The 19,896-nt window shown below is 53.5% G+C and carries 18 protein-coding genes; 11 read left to right on the plus strand and 7 right to left on the minus strand.

Annotation, left to right across the window (positions count from 1 at the left end; translation table 11 throughout):
• The first annotated feature begins 427 nt into the window (after nt 1-427).
• From ACRQU7_RS04060 to ACRQU7_RS04105, 10 genes are all read left to right on the plus strand, one after another.
• Nucleotides 428-2,416, plus strand: coding sequence for a PTS sugar transporter subunit IIA (locus tag ACRQU7_RS04060; RefSeq protein ID WP_444643916.1), 1,989 nt, complete (start codon nt 428-430; stop codon nt 2,414-2,416).
• A gap of 32 nt (nt 2,417-2,448) precedes the next feature.
• On the plus strand, nt 2,449-2,709 hold the full coding sequence (locus ACRQU7_RS04065) for an HPr family phosphocarrier protein (RefSeq protein WP_038322673.1): 261 nt from the start codon (nt 2,449-2,451) through the stop codon (nt 2,707-2,709).
• Between the two features lie 5 nt (nt 2,710-2,714).
• Nucleotides 2,715-4,439: a phosphoenolpyruvate--protein phosphotransferase gene (ptsP, locus tag ACRQU7_RS04070; RefSeq protein WP_444643918.1), complete on the plus strand. Its 1,725-nt coding sequence runs from the start codon at nt 2,715-2,717 to the stop codon at nt 4,437-4,439.
• A 69-nt stretch (nt 4,440-4,508) separates the two neighbouring features.
• The gene (locus ACRQU7_RS04075) at nt 4,509-5,261 is read left to right on the plus strand and encodes a PTS mannose/fructose/sorbose/N-acetylgalactosamine transporter subunit IIC (protein WP_038322675.1); all 753 of its coding nucleotides are present in this window, start codon (nt 4,509-4,511) and stop codon (nt 5,259-5,261) included.
• A gap of 4 nt (nt 5,262-5,265) precedes the next feature.
• Complete coding sequence (locus ACRQU7_RS04080) at nt 5,266-6,132, plus strand: PTS system mannose/fructose/sorbose family transporter subunit IID (protein ID WP_038322676.1); 867 nt, start codon at nt 5,266-5,268, stop codon at nt 6,130-6,132.
• A gap of 14 nt (nt 6,133-6,146) precedes the next feature.
• Nucleotides 6,147-6,812, plus strand: a complete 666-nt coding sequence (locus ACRQU7_RS04085; protein ID WP_038322681.1) for a ribulose-phosphate 3-epimerase — start codon at nt 6,147-6,149, stop codon at nt 6,810-6,812.
• 40 nt (nt 6,813-6,852) lie between these two features.
• Entirely contained in the window at nt 6,853-7,269 is a 417-nt protein-coding gene (locus ACRQU7_RS04090; RefSeq protein ID WP_444643921.1) for a PTS sugar transporter subunit IIA, read from the plus strand.
• 2 nt (nt 7,270-7,271) lie between these two features.
• Entirely contained in the window at nt 7,272-7,742 is a 471-nt protein-coding gene (locus ACRQU7_RS04095; protein ID WP_444643923.1) for a PTS sugar transporter subunit IIB, read from the plus strand.
• Between the two features lie 83 nt (nt 7,743-7,825).
• A complete protein-coding gene (locus ACRQU7_RS04100; RefSeq protein WP_444643925.1) occupies nt 7,826-8,878 on the plus strand; it encodes a galactitol-1-phosphate 5-dehydrogenase in 1,053 nt (350 codons plus the stop codon).
• Between the two features lie 9 nt (nt 8,879-8,887).
• A complete protein-coding gene (locus ACRQU7_RS04105; protein ID WP_444643927.1) occupies nt 8,888-9,436 on the plus strand; it encodes an SIS domain-containing protein in 549 nt (182 codons plus the stop codon).
• A 117-nt stretch (nt 9,437-9,553) separates the two neighbouring features.
• Here the strand turns inward: ACRQU7_RS04105 and ACRQU7_RS04110 are convergent, their stop codons facing one another.
• On the minus strand, nt 9,554-11,491 hold the full coding sequence (locus ACRQU7_RS04110; RefSeq protein ID WP_444643929.1) for a methyl-accepting chemotaxis protein: 1,938 nt from the start codon (nt 11,489-11,491) through the stop codon (nt 9,554-9,556).
• 117 nt (nt 11,492-11,608) lie between these two features.
• Entirely contained in the window at nt 11,609-12,787 is a 1,179-nt protein-coding gene (locus ACRQU7_RS04115) for an AI-2E family transporter (protein WP_444643932.1), read from the minus strand.
• Nucleotides 12,788-13,171: 384 nt separating this feature from the next.
• On the opposite strand from ACRQU7_RS04115, the gene ACRQU7_RS04120 reads away from it, so the two are divergent.
• Entirely contained in the window at nt 13,172-14,968 is a 1,797-nt protein-coding gene (locus tag ACRQU7_RS04120) for an ABC-F family ATP-binding cassette domain-containing protein (protein WP_444643934.1), read from the plus strand.
• A gap of 52 nt (nt 14,969-15,020) precedes the next feature.
• Here ACRQU7_RS04120 and hypE read toward each other — a convergent pair whose 3' ends face one another.
• The 5 genes from hypE to ACRQU7_RS04145 are packed head-to-tail and all read right to left on the minus strand — an operon-like array spanning nt 15,021 to nt 19,895.
• Nucleotides 15,021-16,007, minus strand: a complete 987-nt coding sequence (gene hypE / locus ACRQU7_RS04125; RefSeq protein WP_444643936.1) for a hydrogenase expression/formation protein HypE — start codon at nt 16,005-16,007, stop codon at nt 15,021-15,023.
• Nucleotides 16,007-17,044: a hydrogenase formation protein HypD gene (hypD, locus tag ACRQU7_RS04130; protein WP_444643938.1), complete on the minus strand. Its 1,038-nt coding sequence runs from the start codon at nt 17,042-17,044 to the stop codon at nt 16,007-16,009. Before hypD ends, hypE begins: the two co-directional genes overlap by 1 nt.
• A complete protein-coding gene (locus ACRQU7_RS04135) occupies nt 17,041-17,253 on the minus strand; it encodes a HypC/HybG/HupF family hydrogenase formation chaperone (RefSeq protein WP_038322697.1) in 213 nt (70 codons plus the stop codon). Before ACRQU7_RS04135 ends, hypD begins: the two co-directional genes overlap by 4 nt.
• Before the next feature lie 42 nt (nt 17,254-17,295).
• A complete protein-coding gene (gene hypF, locus ACRQU7_RS04140; protein ID WP_444643940.1) occupies nt 17,296-19,557 on the minus strand; it encodes a carbamoyltransferase HypF in 2,262 nt (753 codons plus the stop codon).
• Nucleotides 19,554-19,895: a hydrogenase maturation nickel metallochaperone HypA/HybF gene (locus ACRQU7_RS04145; RefSeq protein ID WP_141827250.1), complete on the minus strand. Its 342-nt coding sequence runs from the start codon at nt 19,893-19,895 to the stop codon at nt 19,554-19,556. Before ACRQU7_RS04145 ends, hypF begins: the two co-directional genes overlap by 4 nt.
• Between the last annotated feature and the right edge of the window lies 1 nt (nt 19,896).

The raw sequence follows: 19,896 nt of genomic DNA on the forward strand, positions 1-19,896 counted from the left end.
AATTTCGGCAGGAGCCTTGGCCTGCTTATCCACAGACGAGGTCTGATAAGAAAAAGCTTATTGATATCGAAAGGGAGAGTCCCGGGATTTACTGAATCCCGGGACTCTCCCTTTTTCTGTTCATTTTGTGCTGCCCGTCCCTTGATATTCTTCCGTTCCTTCCACCTCGGGGACGGATATTTACAATACAATAAAACCCGGAGGGTTGCAAAACGGCGAGTACTAAAAATGCTGTTGTTGGAAGAAAGATAAAAACAATTGCTGGATTGTGTCTGTTTTTGCTGCAATTAGCACAAAAATAGGACTTCTCGAAGATAAACCGGAATGATATGATTGACCCAAGCTGTTAAGAAGCCGGTCATTAATTTCATAAACTGCGAAACAGAAACAGCCAGCGGATTGTAAACTTGGATAGGTGGTGTAACGGTTGTTTTTTAGTTTGGACAGGCGATGCGGGCATGTACTGGACGCACTTGCGAAATATGATGATTATGTTACGATTGATTCCCTTTCCGCGCAATTAGGACAGACAAGGCGAAACACACAGTACGATCTTTGCAAAATCAACGATACATTTAAGCTGGCGGGGATTTCCACGATCAGCAGCAGAAGAAACAGAGGAATCAAGCTGCTGGATGAGCAGAAAACCTGGTGGGAGAACCTTTCTTTGGAAGGCGGGAGGAAATTTAATTACATTTTCACCCAGGATGAACGCGTTGCGCTGATTATCTGCGAAAGTCTCCTCTCCAATGAAATCAATACCATTGAAGAAATGTCCGAGGAACTGAAGGTAAGCAGAAATACCGTCTTTCTGGACATGAAGATCGTGAAGGAAAAACTGAACGACTACGGAATCCGGTTCGAATATGTTTCCAAATCCGGCTATACGGTATCGGGGGACGGTCTGAAAATCCGTTCGGTTCTGATGTATTTTATTTCAGCCATCTATCCGCTGATCAGTGACGGAATCATCAATTTTCTCTCCGATCCGCAGGTGCGCGAGCACCAGAGCAGGCTGCATAAAATCGAACAGGAGCTGGATGTGAATTATCCGGCGGAAACGATTGATAAAATAGCGATCATGCTGATGCTCACCAAAAGAGAAATCCCCCTTAATTGGGAGCGCCAGGAGGCGAATATCCGGGAGAACCCGGTTTACCGGATTGTGAGCCGCTATTATCCGTCCCTCAGCGAAAACGACCGTATCTATGTAAGCATTCAGCTTCTGGGCGCAAGGCTGAGGGACGAAGCCAACACTCCGGATGGCAGCATTGGCAATTTTAAGAATATGGCGGGAAAACTGGTCGCCTATTTTCAGCGATTGGTTGGAATCGAAATCGAGAATAAGGAACTGCTGATTTTTAACCTTGCCAGACATCTCAATCGTTCGATTTACCGTTATCAATACGGACTGATCGATTCCTGCGGGGTGGAAGAAGAAATTCAGGCGAACCCGAAGGAGCTTTTCGAGCTTGTGAAGCTGGCGGCAAAAGAATTCTCCCGCGATATCGGGTACCCCATTAACGATTCCGAAGTTGCGTTTCTGACGATTCACTTTGGGGCCCACATGAGAAAAAACAATGTGGCGATCGGTAAGATCAAAGTGCTTCTGGTTGTAAAGGAAGCTGACCCGAACGGCGAACTTGAGAAAAAAGTGGACGATGAGTTCCCGATGTTCCATGTGGTACGAACCGTCACTCCCGCAGAGTTAAGCGCCTTTCAGGGGGAATATCAAATCGTCATTTCCACGCAGCTTTTGAAGTATGACGGCTTCTACGCCTATATTTCCGACAGGCTGGAAGCGGAAGACAAGAAAAAGGTACTGGAAGTCTACCTGAGATATCGAATGCTCAAAAATGAAAATATTGGGGAAAACCTGTTTGAAAATATCAAAAAATATATTCCGAAAGAAAACCAGGGCAAAGTCCGTATGGAAATCAACCGGTATTTTCTGGCCCCCGTACCGAACCTTCTTCAGCTTCTGGAGAAGGGGAACGTCCAGTGCATCGACAAAATTTCAAACTGGCGCGACGCGCTTGCACAGGCCGCGCTTCCGCTTCTGGAAAACGGAAACATTGAAACAAGCTATGTGGACTGCATGATTACCGATAACGAGATGTACGGCTGCAGCACCTATCTGGGAAACGGCGTTTATCTTGCCCATACGCAAAGCCGGGGAAATGTCAAAAGATCGGGTGTCGCTGTACTTACGATTAAAAAAGGAGTCAATTTTGGAGTTAATTACAAGGTCCGAATCCTTCTGGTGGTGGCGTCCACCGACAAAAACGAGCATTTCACGGTTTTAAAGGAAGCGGTCAAAATCTGTACGGATGAAAACAAAGTGGAAAAAATGCTCCGGTGTACAAAAGAAGAGGACCTCTACAGAACGATTGCCGAATTTTCGATGGAGTCATAACATTACACTTACTTTAAGGAAGAGGGAAGACCATGTATTCTCAAACAATATTGATCAAAAATCCATCGGGGCTTCATGCCCGCCCCGCCACCAGGCTGGTGATCCTGACAAAGAAATATAAAAGCACGATTGAGATCGTTCATGACAATGTGGTAGTGGACCCCAAAAGTATCCTGAGCCTGCTGTCCGGGGAGCTCAGACCGGGCACCCGGGTGGAAGTAAGGGCGGAAGGGGAGGATGAGGAACTGGCGGTAAAAGAAATATGTGAGTATATCGATGCATTGGAGGAATAGCGATTATGGTGCTCAAAGGCGTTGCGGCTTCTCCCGGGAAAGCAGCGGGCAATATTCTTGTCATACAGGATATTCCCGAATACGACCGTGAGGAGAAATCCACAGCGGCGGCGCAGGAATCCATCCGCCGGGTGGATGAGGCAATTGATGAATTAAACTGTGAAATGGAGTCGCTCAGCAAAAGGCTTTCCGCGGCGGGCGACGATATGAAAGCAGCGATGGTCCAAATGCATGCTGCAATGCTTACGGACAAGATTCTTCGGACAGAGATAGAAAAGGAAATCAACAGGGGCTACAGCCCGCCGGCCGCCGTCGCGCGCGCCGCTTACCGGCAGCAGAAGCTGCTGCTGTCCCTGAACGACACCTTAATGAAGGAACGCGCGCAGGACGTCAAGGACGTCAGCAAAAGGCTGATCTGCAGGCTGACCGGGCAGACCTATCCCGACCTGTCCGATCTGCGCAGGGAAGCGATCATTGTCTCCGACAACCTTCTTCCGTCCATGCTGACCAGCGCGAACGGGAAGGTGAAGGGACTGATTATGGCAAAAGGCTCCAAAACCTCGCACGTTGCCATCCTTGCCGCCAACATGGGGATTCCGGCGGTGCTGGGCTGCGCAAGCATCGAAAATTTTCACGATGGTGAATTCGTGTTTCTGGACGCGGTTTCCGGGACGGTTTACAGCGGCTTGTCCGATGAAAAAATCCGGTGGGCGCGCGGCGAGGATGTACAATACCGGAGTAAACTGGACCGGCTCAGCGTATGGAAAAACCGGAAGTCCGTTACAAAGGACGGGAAAAGAATTCATGTGCTCGCCAATATTATGGACGCATCCGTCACCGACCAGTTAATGGAGAATGGTGCGGACGGCGTCGGGCTTTTCCGGACGGAATTTCTTTATATGAACCGGGAGACCATGCCCAATGAGGACGAGCAGTTCGTCATTTATCAGAATGTGGCGAAAAAGCTGAAGGGCAGACCGCTCACCATCCGCACAATGGATATCGGGGCCGACAAGACGGCGAGCTGCCTGAAGATGGAAAAGGAAGAGAACCCATCTCTGGGATACCGGGCGATCCGGATTTGTCTGGACAGGCCGGAAATCCTGAAGGTTCAGCTTGCGGCGGCGCTCAGGGCCAGTGTGTTTGGGAAAATCAAAATCATGTTTCCGATGATATCCGGAACGGAGGAGCTGGACCGCGCTCTCGAAATTCTGAACGATGTAAAGGCAGAGCTGGAAAAGAAAGAGATTCCGTTTGACAAAAATGTTCCGGTCGGGATTATGATCGAGGTTCCGTCCGCCGCCGTTCTGGCGGATAAGCTGGTCGGGAAAGCCGATTTTTTCAGTATCGGCAGCAATGACCTGACTCAGTACACGCTTGCCGCGGACAGGCTGAACGGGAGAGTCTCCCATTTATACAGCCACTTGAATCCTGCGGTGCTCCGGCTGATCCGGAATACGGTTGAAACGGCCAACAGAAACGGAAAGACCTGCAGCGTCTGTGGGGAAATGGCGGCCGATCCCGCCGCGCTTCCGATTTTGATCGGGATGGGACTGAAAAATATCAGCGTGAACCCGCCGTCCGTTTTATTGATGAAAAACCTGATCGGGTTGTCGGACCAAAGCAGGCTTGCGTTTCTTGCGGAACAAGCGGTCGAGGCGGAAACGCCGCAGCAGGTGCTCGCTCTGGTGAAAGACACGGTTTCTCAGGAGTATAAAAACTGGTATTGAACAAGGGAATTGAATTAATTGCAGGCAATTAATTTAAGATAATCAATATTTTATAAGGGGTGGAAAGGTATGCTAATTTCGGCAATTTTTGTGGGGATTATTTCTACGCTGAGCCAATGGTGGGTCAGCCACACAGTCACAAGGACCTGGTTGTATCCGATCTGGGCGGGCTTTCTGGTGGCTCTGGCCATGGGGCAGCCAATCGAGGGAATGAAAGCGGCGGCTTACATCCAGCTTACCTATTTGGGTTGGATCACGGCGGGCGGCACGATGCCGGGAAACCTGATGGTCGCCGGTGTGTTCGGTACGGCGCTGACGCTTGTTTCGGGCGCGGACCCGAGTCTGGCTCCGACCTTCGCGGTTCCCTTCAGCCTGCTGGGAATCCTGATTAATCAGGCGTACATGACGATCAACAGCTTATGGATCCATAGGGCGGACAAGTATCTGGAGGAAGGAAATATCACGGGCTTACGGCTGATGAACTATGTCCCGTCCGGTATTTTGAGCCTGATCCTGTATGGAATCCCCGCCTTTGCTCTTGTGCAGTTCGGCGGCGGCTTTGCAACAACGGCGCTGGCCGCGATCCCGAATCCCATGATTCAGGCGCTCAAGGTTGTCGGCGCACTGATGCCGGCGCTGGGAATTGCCATGCTGCTCAGCTATCTTGGCAAAAAGAAGCTGATCGCCTTCTTCTTTATCGGATATTTTGCCACTGTTTACCTGAAGCTGGACACGATGGCGATTACGATTTTTGCCGCGGCAATCGGTGTGATCATTTATCTGTTCTCTAAGAGCAAAGAAGAATTGGAAGAGGGGGTTTAAGGCTATGTCGGAAGAAGTAAAAGGAATGGAAGAGACGGCGGTTCAGAAACAGACGGTGAAGCTGAGAAAATCGGACCTTGTCAAGCATTGGCTTTTGGGTTATTCCAGCGAGACCTGCTATAACTATGAAAGACTCCAGGCGCTTGGTACCGCAAACGCCATGGTCCCGATTGTGAGAAGACTTTACAAGACAAAGGAAGAGCAGGCCAAGGCACTGAAAAAATACATGGTTTTCTTCAACACGGAGCCCTCCTATATCGGCACGGTGATCCACGGTGTCGCGGCGTCCATGGAGGAACAGGCCGCGAACGGCGAGGATATATCGGCGGAGGAGATCAATTCCGTCAGGACCGGCCTGATGGGGCCGATGGCCGGTATCGGAGATACCGTATCCCAGGGCATCGTCTATCCGATTCTGGCCGGCCTCGCGTGCAGCCTTGCGCTGGCGGGCAATATTATGGGCCCGGTGATTTTTGAAATAGCCTATAAGCTTATCATGCTCACCATGGGCTACAGCATGTATATGATGGGGTATAAGCAGGGGAAAAGTGCGATCCTGAAATTTCTCAAAGCCGGTACCCTCAACAAAATTACGGATGTATTCAGCATTATCGGATTAATGGTCGTAGGAAACATGGCCGCCAGCCGGGTCAACATCGTTACGCCGATCGCCTTCAACGTGGGACAGGTCGCCGTGAATATCCAGAGCGTTCTGGATTCCCTGCTGCCGGGGCTGCTTCCGCTTGTGGCGACGCTGCTGGTCTGGAAGCTGGTGTCGAAGAAAGTAAAGCCGACCTATATCATTCTGATCCTGTTTGCCGTCGGTATTGTTACCTCGCTGATCGGCGCACTGGCTGTTTCCGGTTCATAAAGAAAGGATTTATCATGCAAATAAAAATATCCCCGTCCATCATGTGCTGCAGGGTGGAAGAGTTCAAGCCTTATATCAGGCTTTTTGAGAAGGTAAAGCTTGACTCCATCCACTTTGACGTAATGGATGGACACTATGTAAAAAATGTCATGCTCGGTACCACGGATTATCAGGATATCAAGCGGCTCACCGATCTTCCGGTGGACCTGCACTTCATGTCCTATCGGCCGGAGGAATTCATCGAGTATTATCAGGTTCAGAAGGGGGACAGGGTCTGCTTTCATCCCGAAACCACGGCCCAGCCGTACCGTCTGCTTCAGTCCGTTAAGGACCGGGGCTGTTCGGCGGGCCTGGTGTTGAATCCCGGCACCCCCGTTTCTTATATTGAAGAGTGCGTCGAGCTGGTGGACTATATCATGGTGATGACGGTGAATCCGGGCTTTGCAGGGCAGAAGATGGTCCCTACTGCGCCGGACAAAATCACCAGAATCGTCAACCTGCTCCGGCAGCACGGAAAACAGATCGATGTGTTTGTTGATGGAAATACGACGCCCGAAAACAGCATCAAAATGCGGGACGCCGGTGCGAACGGGTTCGTCGTGGGCACTTCAAGCATCATCAAATCACTCGACACGTTTGAAGAGGATTACAGCCGCTATTATCAGCATTTGAAGCAATGACCGGCTTCACGGTATTCAATTTGGAAAGGGAGACAAACGAATGGTAGGCGTACTTTTAATCAGCCACGGAAAACTCTGCGAGCAGCTGCTGGAGAGCAATGCCATGATCGCCGGGCCGATGGAACAGGCCGGTTCCGTTGCGCTGCGCGCGGGAGAGAACCCGGATCTTTACGGCGAAAGAATCAGAAAAGCGATTCTGGAGCTCGATACCGGCATGGGGGTGCTTGCGCTTGTCGATATGCTGGGGGGCACCCCGTACAACCAGATCGGTTCGCTTGCGCGCGACCTCCCCGTCCAGATAGTGACCGGCATGAACATGCCGATGCTGATGAGCCTGGCGCTGAATCGGGAAGAGGATTCTACGCTGACGCAGCTGGCCGACATGGCCTTTGAATCCGCACAGCAAGGAGTAAAGCTGCTCAGAAAAAAGGAAACACAGCTGGGAAAAGGGAGTTAGAAATGGAAAATTTGATTTTAACCAGAATAGACGACAGACTGATTCACGGACAGGTGATGACGGCTTGGATGAAGGTGATGCCCGCCAAAAAAATCATTATTGTAGACGATAAGGTCGCCGCGGATGATTTTATGAAGGAAGTTCTGGAAATGGCGGCGCCCGCCGGGGTGAAAATGAATATCTGTTCCGTGGAGCAGGCAATCGGGATTTTGAATCAGGGCCTTTCCGTGCCGACGATCATGCTGGCAAAAACGCCCCTTACGCTGAAAGCGCTGATCGACGGTGGAATAGAACTCAAGGCGATCAATATCGGCGGGATCGGCATGAAGGAAGGGCGGAAAACCCTCTATAAAAATATAGCCGTCACAGAAGAGGAACGGCAAATTCTAAAGGATTTTATTCAAAGAGGCATTGATGTAAAAATACAGATCATCCCGGCCGAAAAGGTGATCGATCTGAAAAATATTCTGTAGGGACTCTTGCCGGTCATGGCGGTGACCGGCAAAGCCACGGGAATCAAAAGGGAAAGCGCCGTCAACGAAAGGAAAGAAATAGAATGAATATGAAAGCAATGAGATTACACGCAATCAATGAATTTACACTGGACGAAGTACCGAAGCCGGTGCCAAAAGGAGACGAGGTCCTTGTAAAGTTAGCGGCCTGCGGAATCTGCGGGTCGGACATCCCCCGGGTGTACGAACTGGGCACCCGCGTGTTTCCCGTGACGATCGGCCATGAGTTTTCCGGAACCATCTGCGAAGTGGGGGACGAAAGCAACCGGGATCTGATCGGAAAGACCGCCGCCGTGTTCCCTCTGATTCCGTGCCGGAAATGCGACAGCTGTCAGACCGGCAACTATGCCCAGTGCAGCAACTATAATTATCTGGGTTCCCGCAGCGACGGCGGATTCGCCGAATATTGCCTTGTTCCCAGCAAGTGGCACCTTGTATTCTCCAATAACCCGTCCACTTCCAAAGAGGACCTGGCGCTGGTGGAGCCGGCGACCGTCGCACAGCACGCCCTTCGCAGAGGGGGCGTAGCCGCCGGGGATACGGTCGTGATTCTGGGAGCGGGCCCCATCGGCATTATGGCCGCAAGATGGGCCGGGATTTTCGGAGCAAAACAGGTGATTCTCGTGGACATAGCGGATATTAAGGTGGAGTTTGCAAAGCAGAGAGGCTTTACAGTCATCAATTCCGTCAAAGAGGACTGCCCTCAGATCATTAAGGATATGACGGAAGGACGCGGCGCCGACGTGGTGATTGAAGGGACAGGAAGCTCCGGCGGCATGAATACCGCGGTGGAGTGTGTGCGCGCGTTCGGGCGTATCGCCATGCTGGGAAACCCGCATCAGGATACGACGATCAAGCTTGCGAACCACAGCAATATCCTGAGAAAAGAAATCACCGTTTCCGGCGTCTGGAATTCCTATTATCTGAACGTCCCGGTCAACGAATGGAAGTTTACCGTTGAGAATATCGATTCCGGAAAACTGAAGGTCTCGGACCTGATTACCCACAAATCCGATCTTCAGAACCTAAAGAAGCTCTTCGACCAGATTTATACGCATGAAATTACCATCTGCAAGGCTATTTACAGCGCGGAGTAAGGAGCGGCCATGGATTACGGAAAAGAAGTCATCAAGGAAATGAACGGGGTCTGCTCCCTGATCCGGGAGGAAGACATCGACCGGGTCGGCGACATGATTCTGGAAGCAAACCGCGTGCTGGTGGTAGGCGTCGGCCGCGTGCTGATTTCCCTCAAGGCGTGGGTGAAGCGCCTGCGCCATATCGGCGTGGATATCAATTTTGTCGGCAGCGAGACCGAGGGTGCGGTCCATGAGAAGGATCTGCTCATCGTAGCTTCGTCCTCCGGGGAAAGCGCGGTTCCGGTCCAGATTGCGAAGATTGCGAAAAAACACGGAGTAAAAATCGTCTACATCGGCTGCAATCCCCAAAGTACAGCGGGCCTGTTATCGGACTTTGCAATGAAAATCCCCTGTAAAACGAAGCTGGGACTGCCCGGCGAATTTCCGTCCTTCCAGCCGATGTCCACCCTGTTTGAGCAGGTGCTCTATATTCTGGGTGATGTGATTGCTTATACCATTATGGATAAAAAGAAATTCGATGAAGAGGAAGTAAAAAATAACCACGCAAATTTAGAATAATTTTTATGATAAATTTGGCTTTTGCCGTAAGGCAACTGCAGCACGACTCCCCCTCAGGTTCCCAACAAAAAACATACCGGTTTGGCCGTTTTCGGCCGCCGGTATGTTTTTTGCACATCATTCTTCCACGGCCTCTGCTTCTTCTTTCAGCTGGAACCGGGATAAAAGGTCGGTCAGCACCTTGGACTGGGAGGAGAGCTCTTCGCCCGCCGCGGCGCTCTTTTCGGCCATGAGGGAAATGTTCTGGATCGCGTCGGAAATCTGCGTGATGTTCCCCGTTGTCTGCGTTACAAAAGCGGCCTGTGCGTCGGAGGCCTGAGTGATTTCACCGACAAGCCGGAAAAGCGATTCCGACTTTTGTACGATCACCTGCAGGGACCTCTCCACCTCGTCCACTGCTTTTGCGCCGGTTGCAATCGCATGAACGGTATTGGCGATCAGAGCGGAGGTATCCCCCACGGCGCGGGTGCTTTTGCCGGCCAGATTGCGCACCTCGTTTGCCACGACCGCAAAGCCTTTGCCGTAGGCTCCGGCCCGCGCGGCCTCTACCGCGGCGTTCAGAGCCAGGATGTTTGTCTGGAACGCGATGTCGTCGATCGTCTTGACAATCCGTTCTATTTCCTGTGAGGTCTGGGAGATATCCTTCATGGCGGTAATCAGCTGATCCATTTTCTGGTTTCCGTCCTGAATATCCCGCACGATTCCGGACAGCATGACGTTTGCCTGCTGGGCGTTTTCCGCGCTCGTCTGTGCGTGGCCGGAGATTTCGTGAACGGAGGAGGAAAGCTTTTCAATGGAGCTCACTTCCTCCGAGGCGTTCATAGCCAGCGCCTGCGCCACGTCGGACATTTGACCCGCCGAACCGTCTACCTGAACGGCGACCAGACGGACTTGGGAAAGCGTCTGGTTCAGGCCGGAAAGGATTCCGTCGATCGCGGTCAGAATTTCATGAAAATCTCCCGGATAGGCGGCGCCGCTCTGCAGGGACAGGTCGCCGGAGGAAATCGCTTTCAAGATCATGCAGAGGTCTGTGATCATCCGGCGCAGATTTTCCGACGTTGTGTTGAGGGCATTTGCAATTCTGCCCGTCTCATCCTGAGATTTTACTTCGAGACGGATATCCAGGTCTCCGCCGGAAATCCGTTCAATACCCTCCGTTACCTGCAAAACCGGTCTGGTAATGTTCCCGGCGATCCGGAAAGCAAAGAAAAGGGCAATGTGGAAGGAGAGGATTCCGACGCCGATCATCAGCGCGATGGCGGCCGGTACACTGGACATAAATTCTGAATGGGCTTCGGAAACATTGACGGACCATCCGTCCGTTCCCGAAATGGGAGCGTATGCGCCGAAATACTGCCGGCCGTTCCACTTGTAAAGGGAAAATCCCGTTTTTCCCTGAACCATGTTGGCTTCCATTCTGGCGACGACGGGATCGGATTTGCCGTTCTTTTCCTTTGCGGCAGCGGTGGAATCGCTTTGTACCACCTTGGTGCCGGAATGGTTGAGAAGATAGGTGTTGCCTTGATTGCCTACTTTCACTTTGGCGGCAATGTCGCCCAGTGAACGGTACGGAATGCTGATCAGAATGATATGCGGTGCGGAGGGATAGGCGTAGTCGAAATGCACTTCTCCGTTTTCCGTGACAGGGTCGCTCAGGTAGGGAGTCCCCTGCTTTGCCTGTACAAAGGCCTGATTTTCCTGATAATTATCGCCGTTTAGGGCCGAAATTCCGTCCTCCTTGACGATGTCTACCTTCACCAGCCCGTTTTCCTTGACGAGGCTGTTGATGTACTGTCTGGTGGCTCCGTAGTCAGCCCCGACGGTGTTTTTGATCATTGAGACCGACTGGGCCATAATTTCGTACTGCCTGAGCTGGGCGCTGATTTCGGAAGAGACGATGCCTGCCGTTTTGCTCAGCGTTTTCTGCAGGGACTGCTCCGTAGAGCGGACAATAAAAAAAGCGGAAAAAATGCAAAGAACACTGACTGTGCAGAGAATAATAATTGCTGTAAATTGAACAAGCTTATTCTTGATCGTTTTCTGTCTGTTACGCACAATGAAGATACCCTTCCCGTTGTTTAATCGGATCTTTTTCCAACGGTTTCAGTATATCATTATTTATGGCGCCATACAGAATTTACCAATAATTTTAAGACGGAATTAACCTCCCTTTTACATTCCGTTTTCTTCCTCCTTTGGCGGCTGACTGTTCAATTTTTTCTCTTCCAGACGCTTGTTGATGTTTTCCCGCAGGAGCGTGTACATCACGGCGCAGAGAGGAATATTGACCAGCATCCCGACCAGACCGAACGTGTTGCCGCCGATGGTGACGGCGGCAAGCACCCACAGCGCCGGCAGGCCGACCTTCGAGCCGACCACGCGCGGGAAGATCAGGTTGCCCTCCAGCTGCTGGAGGACGACAAAAAATACGACGAACCAGACCGCCTGAATGGGGTTGACGACCAAAATCAGCAGGGCGCCGATACAGGTGCTTAAAAACGCGCCGAAAATCGGAATCAGCGCCATAAACGCCACAATCACAGAGACGAGCAGCGCATAGGGGAAACTGAAAATCTGCATGCCGATAAAGCAGAGCGAACCGAGAATACAGGCCTCGGTGCACTGTCCGGCAATAAAATTGGAAAAGGCATGGTCGGTCAGGCTGCACACCCGTACGATGGTATCGGCAGGCTTTTTGGGGAAATAAGCGTACAGGAAACGTTTTGTCTGTGCTTCCAGCTTTTCTTTTTGCGCGAGAATGTTGATGGCGAAGACAAGGCCGAGCACCATGGTAATGACCGCGTGGAACAGATTCGCAGCCACCGTAACGGTGGAACCCACCAGCGTGTTGGCCAGCTTCTGCCCGTACTGGGCCAGCATCTGGCTGAGGTTTGTCCAGTCGATCTGCAGATTGCTGACGTATTCCCTGACCGCGGGATACTTGTTTCCGACTGCGATCAGGTTGTTTTGAAGCTCGGTGAAAAAGCCCGGAATATTGTTGGTCAGGCTGGTAATCGTGCGGACAAGCTCCGGAATCAGGATCAGCATAATCAGGGCGATAATCCCGATGACAATCAGAAAGGTGATCAGAATGCTGACCGCGCGCCTCACTTTCGGCCAGTTTTTCGTATAGCGGCGGTTGATCGGCGCAAGCATGCGGCTTTCTACATGCCGCATCAGGACATTGAGAATGAAGGAGATGGCAAGGCCGAGCAGAATCGGCTCAAAAATCCCCGCAATGATCCCGGTCAGCTCCGAAAACCGGTATAAATTTTTCAGCCCAAGGTAAAGCACAATGCTGAAAGCAATGAGCAGGGCGATCTTCTTCATGTTGCTTTTATTAAGTTCCATTTTCCGTTCCTTTCCAACCTGTTGCCGGCGGCCTTTGAAACCTCGCAGGTTGTCCCATTTCACTGCGTGAACCCGCAGGCGCAGCGCGCCGTTATGATATCTTATCAATTGGCGAAGCGGGTATCGCCATCGCTTGCGACCATTATACCATAATGCGTACCGATAGAAAATGATTGCTTTCAAAAGCCTTTTTTATATTTTAGCACAATTTATCTGACAATATATGGGATCCCTCAAATAATTTGACAGAATACGGTTTCGCGGTTTTCATCCGGCTGTTTCTATGTTATGATGGAATCCATAGAAAAAATATCTAAATAAACGGCCTGCTCTATGGGCGGATACCGTTCCAATATTGACGATATGGAAACAGAGGATAGAATTGTGCTGTTGTTATCTGCGGAAAAAATCAGGAAAAGCTACAGTGAGAAAATACTGCTGAAGGATGTCTCCCTGGGGATTCAGGAGGGAGATAAAATCGGGATGATCGGGGTGAACGGAACCGGGAAAAGCACGCTTTTGAAAATCGTCGCGGGACAGGAAAGCCCGGACAGCGGCGCGGTCACCAAATTCGGGAGCGTGCGTGTGGGGTATCTGCCGCAGAACCCGGTTTTTCCGGAAGGGGTTACGGTGCTGGAACAGGTCAAACAGGGGATCGCACAGCAGCAGCGGGAATCGAAGGAGTATGAATGCAAAGCGATTTTGACCCGTCTTGGGATTACGGATTTTGACGAACCGGTCAGCCGGCTTTCCGGCGGACAGAAAAAGCGCGTATCGCTTGCCAGCGCGCTGGTAACCCCTGTGGAGGTGCTGGTGCTGGACGAGCCCACCAACCATATGGACAACGACATGGTCGACTGGCTGGAAAATTACCTTGCCCGTTATCCGGGCGCGCTGCTCATGGTGACGCACGACCGTTATTTCCTTGACCGCGTTACCAACCGGATCGTTGAGCTGCAGGACGGGAATCTATACAGCTATCAGGCCAATTACACGAAATATCTGGAACTGAAAGCGGAGCGGGAAAACATGGAGGCCGCGAGTGAGCGCAAGCGCCAGAGCCTGCTCCGAAAGGAGCTGGAGTGGATTCAGCGCGGCGCGCGGGCGCGCAGCACAAAGCAGCGCTTCCGGGTGGAACGGTTTGCGCAGCTGAGCGCGCAGGAGGTCAAAACGGAGCAGGAAAAGCTGGCAATGAGCTCCGTGAGCACGCGGCTCGGAAGAAAAATTATTGAAATCGACGGGATTGAAAAGCGCTACGGCGACAGGCGGCTCATCCGGAATTTTTCCTACAACCTGCTGCGCGGGGACCGTATCGGCATTATCGGCGCAAACGGCTGCGGAAAATCAACGCTGCTGAAAATCATTACCGGACAGGTTGCGCCGGACAGCGGTACGGTCACCGTGGGGGAAACCGTACGGATCGGCTGTTTTTTGCAGGAATGCGAGGATATGGACCCCGGTCTGCGCGCAATCGACTATATTAAGAATATCTCTGCAGAGGTCATGACCCCGGAAGGGATGCTGACCGCTTCCCAGCTGATGGAAAAGTTTCTGTTCACGTCCGATCTGCAGTATTCGGTGATCGGCAGGCTGTCGGGAGGGGAACGCCGCAGGCTTTACCTGCTCGGCATTCTGATGCAGGCGCCGAACGTTTTGCTTTTCGACGAGCCCACAAACGACCTTGACATCCAGACGTTGACTATTCTGGAAGATTATCTCCAGAATTTTTCGGGTGCCGTTGTCGTCGTGTCCCACGACCGTTATTTTCTGGATAAGGTCGCGGAGCATATTTTCGTGTTTGAAGACGGGGAAATCCACGATTATACCGGTGGCTATTCCGACTATCTGGAACAGAAAAAGCCCGAGGAGGAGGAAACGCCGAAGGCAAAGGAAAGCAGGCCGAAAGCCGCTTACCGGGAAAAACCGGCCAAGCTGAAATTTTCCTTTAAGGAGGAGCGGGAATACGGGGAAATCGATTCGGTCATCGCCGGGCTGGAGGAAAAAATCGCCGCCGCACAACGGGAAATTGCACAGCAGACCAGCAACTACGTCCTGCTTTCCGAACTGATTGCGGAAAAGGAAGCGCTGGAAGCCGAGCTTGACGCCAAAACCGAACGCTGGGTATACCTCAACGAGCTGGCCGACCGGATCGCGGAGCAAAACGCAGAAGAATCACCGTAAATCAAAAAGGCAGCCGCTCAGCGGCTGCCTTTCCTATCATTTATAAAGCCCATTAACAGATTCTCGGCAATCCCTCGCCGTAAAGAACAGTGACAATACGGGTGCCCCCGATGGGAGTGCGCAGCAGGACGGTGCCGGGCTCGCCGGAAACGACCTTTCCAATAATGGCCGCGTTTTCCCCGTACCGGCTTTTTTTCATGCAGGCAAGGGCTTTCTGTGCGTCCCCGGCGGCTACGACGGCGGTCATTTTACCCTCGTTGCCCATATAAAGGGGGTCAAGGCCCAATATTTCACAGAAGCCGCGTACCTGTGCGGAAACGGGAATCGCTGTTTCCTCAAGCTCCATGCAGCAGGAAGAGGCACCGGCAAATTCGTTCAGCACCGTTCCCAGGCCGCCGCGGGTAACGTCACGCATGGCTTTTACCTTTACACCGCTTTCCAGAAGTGCGTTCACCATTTCGTTCAAGGGTGCACAGTCGCTTTGAATGGTGTTCTGAATATTCATCCGTTCGCTCAGAATGGCCGCGTGATGGTCGCCCAGATTGCCCGAAAGCAGGATCACGTCGCCCTCTTCGCAGGAGGCCGCGCTGAGCGAAGCGTCCGGCGGTACAAAGCCCACACCGGCGGTGTTGATGTAGATGCCGCCCTTGCCTTCCACGACCTTGGTGTCGCCAGCCACAATACTGACTCCGGCTTCCGAGGCGGTTTCCGCCATGGAGGCCGCTATTTTTTTAAGCTCCTCTGTGTCGGCGCCTTCCTCCAGAATGAATCCGCAGGTAAGGTAGCGGGGCTTTGCCCCGCTCATCAGAAGGTCGTTCACCGTCCCGCAGACGGACAGCCTGCCAATATCGCCGCCCGGGAAAAACAGGGGCGTTACCACGAAGCTGTCCGTCGTCACGGCGATTTTTTCCGCGCCGGGAACAACGGCGGAATCCTCCATTTTGGCTAGAACGGGATTGTGAAAGCTTTTTTCAAAAATATCTTCGATCAGCTCGGCGGTGGCTTTTCCGCCGCTGCCGTGCGCCATGGTTATTTTCATTACCGTTTCCTCATATTTGTAAAATAATTGTAGCAGCTGCCCTCCATCGACACCATACAAGCTCCCTGCGGCGTCTGCGGGGTACAGGCGGAACCGAACAGGGGGCATTCGTTCGGGGAGACCGCCCCGGTCAGCACCTGTGCACAGCGGCAGTGGGCGTTGGCGCCGCGGTCGTCGTTCAGGCCCGCGCTGCCCGCGTCGAAGCGGGCGTATTCTTCCCGCAGAAGCAGGCCGGAATCCGGGATGCCGCCCATCCCGCGCCATGCGGCGTCACAGGGTGCAAAATACTTGTCCACCATTTTCTGCGCGGTCCGGTTGCCTTCCTCCGTTACCGCGCCGGGGTACAGGTTCATGACCCCGGCTTTGCCGCTTTTTCGGACGAGCGCGTAGATCGCCGCCAGAATCTGCGGCCCTTCAAAGCCCGCGACCGCGAACGGAATGCCGTATTTTTCGGACAAAGGCTCAAAAATACGGCTGCCGGTAATCACGCTGACGTGGCCGGGCGCGAGAAAGCCGTCCACGCCGCCCTGGTTTTTGCAGATCCAGTCGATCACCGGGGGCATGGTTTTCAGGGAGGTCAGAATCTTTACATTGGAGATGCCGTTTGAAATCGCTTCCTCAAGCAGCATGGTGTACACCGGGGCGGTGGTTTCAAATCCGACCGCCGCGAAAATGTAGGTGCGGGCGGGGTCGTCCGCCGCCAGCTTCAGCGTATCCAGCGGGGAATAGACCATCCGCACATGGCCGCCCGCGGCTTTCGCGTCGTTCAGGTTCCGGCTGCCGCCCGGTACGCGCAGCATGTCGCCGAACGTGACGACCACGTTTTCCGGTTCCATACTAAGTGCGACAAGCTTGTCGATATAGGCGGTGACCGTAACGCAGACGGGGCATCCGGGTCCGGAGATCATCCGGACGGCGGGGGAGAGCATTCCGGTAATGCCGCAGCGCGAAATCTGCGCCGTGTGGGTCCCGCAGACCTCCATCAGCCGCAGGGGCGGTCCGTCGTAGGCTTTCAGATACGATTGGATGTCCGTCATAGCTCTTCCATTTCCTTCAGAAGCTCCTCCAGCGCGTCGCGGTCCTGTTCCGTCAGCACCTGCAGGATGCATCCGGCGTGAACCAGAACGCTGTCGCCCGGTTTGATTTTCACCAGGCCGGCCTCTGCTTCCAGCGTATTTCCGCTGAAATCCACCGTCGCTTTTCTACCGTTTACTTTAACAACCCTGCCGGGCAGTGCAACACACATGGCAATCTCCTTTTGGTTGGAATCTTCCGAATCGTCGGTGGCTTATTTGCGAACGCCCTCTGCCTGCGCGCAGAGCCACGCCTGCCCCAGACAGATTCCGCCGTCATTGGACGGTACGGCGGAATTGAGATAGACCTGAAAACCGTCCGCGGTCAGCCGGTCATGGCAGTCCCCAAGAAGCAGAAGGTTTGCGAAAACGCCCCCGCTCAGGGCTACGCGGTTTTCGCCGCTTTCTTCCCGGATGCTCCGGCAGACCGTCAGAATCATTTCGGCAAGCGCCCGGTGAAACCCAAGCGCAATGCGGTTCCTGTTTTCCCCTTTTGCAGCCGCTTGCAGAAGCTGGCGGATAAAATCGGCCTGATCTGCTTCCAGTTCCCCGGCGGGATTCCGGTTGAGGGCGAAGTGGAACGGCACCGGCTCTTCTCCGGCTTCTTTTGCCGCAGAAGCCGCGTTTTCCAGCGCGATGGCGCATTCCCCTTCGTAGGAATTCTCTTCTTTAATGCCCAGTATGGCGCATACCGCGTCGAACAGCCGCCCCGCGCTGGAGCTTTCCTGTGTATTGACCTGATGCCGGAGGGCGGCCTTGACAAACGGGAAACGCTCGCTGCCGGATTCCTCGCCCGCGGCGAATCGGTAGCAGTCGGAGGTCAGCACGGCGTTTTTCGCCGCCGCGTCGCCGCCGCAGAGCCGAACAGGGCTCAAATGCGCCCGGCGCGCAAAGTCCGCGCCGCGGCAAAGCAAAAATTCCCCGCCCCAGACCGTTTTGTCCGTGCCGTAGCCGGTGCCGTCGAAAACCACGCCGATACAGCCGTCCAGACGATGCTCCGCCATGACGGAGGCGGCGTGAGCGTGATGGTGCTGAATGAGGATGGGGCTTTCCAGACCGAAGTCCCGCGCGATCCTCTGCGCGAGCGCGTGGGACTGATAGCCGGGATGCAGGTCGCACGCAATCCTCTGCGGGGAAATCCGCAGGAGCTGTTCCATCCGCTTCAGGCCGATTTTGTAATTCTCATAGACCTTGTAATTTTCGATGTCCCCGAAATACTGGCTCAGATAGGCGCGGTCGCCGCTGAGCAGGCAAAAACAGCTTTTCAGGTCCCCGCCCATGGCCAGAACCGGATGCTCCGTCCGCTGCTCCAACAGAACGGGCAGGGGAACATACCCCCGGCTGCGGCGGAGAATCTGGGGTACCGAGCACGCGACCCGCCCGACGGAGTCGTCCAGCGGGGTCACGATCCGGCGGGTATTGTACAGGATTCCCGAAAGGTAGGGAATGTCTGACCGAAGCAGTTCGTCGTCCTTATAAATCATCGGCTCGGAGGTAAAATTCCCGCTCGTGACAATCAAGGGGCCGCAGGCGTCCGTCAAAAGCTGGTGCAGGCCGGTACAGGGCAGAAACGCGCCGAGGAAACGGCTTTCCCCGCAGACATCGGAACAAAACCCGTCCGACGGGTTGTTCAGCAAGACAATGGGGCGGGCCGCGGACAGCAGCATGGCTTCTTCTTCCTGATTCACACCGCACATTTTGCGGATGCTTTCCAGATCGGGAAATAGAACGGCGAAAGGCTTCTTTTCCCGTCCCTTTAAAAGACGAAGGCGCTCCACCGCGTCTTCAAGGCAGGGGGAACAGACAAACTGATATCCGCCTACGCCTTTTACGGCGAGCACAGCCCCGTTTTTCAGTAGGGTAACCGCCCGCTCCAGGGCTTCCTGCTTTTCCAGCGTGATTCCGCCGGTAAGCAGCTGCAGCTGAGGCCCGCAGCGGTGACAGGAGATCGTCTGCGCGTGGCGTCTGCGCCCGGATAAATACTCGCGCTCGCAGTCGGGGCACATGGCAAAGTCCTTCATGGTGGTGGTTTCACGGTCGTAAGGCAGGGCGTTCATAATGCTGAACCTCGGCCCGCAGGAAGCGCAGCTGATAAACGGATATCCCCGGCGCCGGTTTTCAGGCGAATACAGCTCTTTTTTGCATTCGTCGCACATCGGCAGATCCGGCGGAATCATCGGCGTGCCGGCCTCGTTTTGCGCGGCCTTGCCGCTTTTCAGAATGGAAAAGCCGTCAAAGCGCTGTTCCGGCATCGGCTCTGTCCTGATTTCCGTCACCAGCGCGCCGTTGGGTGTTTCGGTGCGAAGGGAATGCAGAAATTCCTCCACCCGCTGTTTTTCCCCGGAGGCGGCGATTTCAACAATCCCGCCGCTGTTGCGTACGTTGCCGGAAATATCCAGCCTGTGCGCCAGCCCGGCTACAAAGGGACGGTATCCCACACCCTGTACGATGCCGGAAACGGTAATGAAAACATTCATTCCATTTCAATGCTCTCTATCTTTACTTCTCTGCCCACTTCGCTCGGCTCTCCCTGAGTGCCGCACGTGGGGCAGGAAAAATCAAAGCGCTTGCGTTCAAACAGCTCGTTGCATTTGGGGCAGCGCAGCTTCGATTTGACGGAACGGACATTCATCTGGGCACCTTCGCAGACGGTGCCCTTGGATAAATCCTCGAAGTACATCTGGATGCTTTCTCCTGAGTACCCGGAATCCTCCCCTACCGCAATGTTGATAACTGTGACCTTCTTTTTTCCCGCCGCTTCCGCTTTTTCGGTGGCTTCCTTCAAAAAATCGGCGGCTTTATGATAATCGTGCATG

Source organism: Caproiciproducens puteiluti (genome assembly GCF_052442865.1).
GTDB lineage: Bacteria > Bacillota > Clostridia > Oscillospirales > Acutalibacteraceae > Caproiciproducens.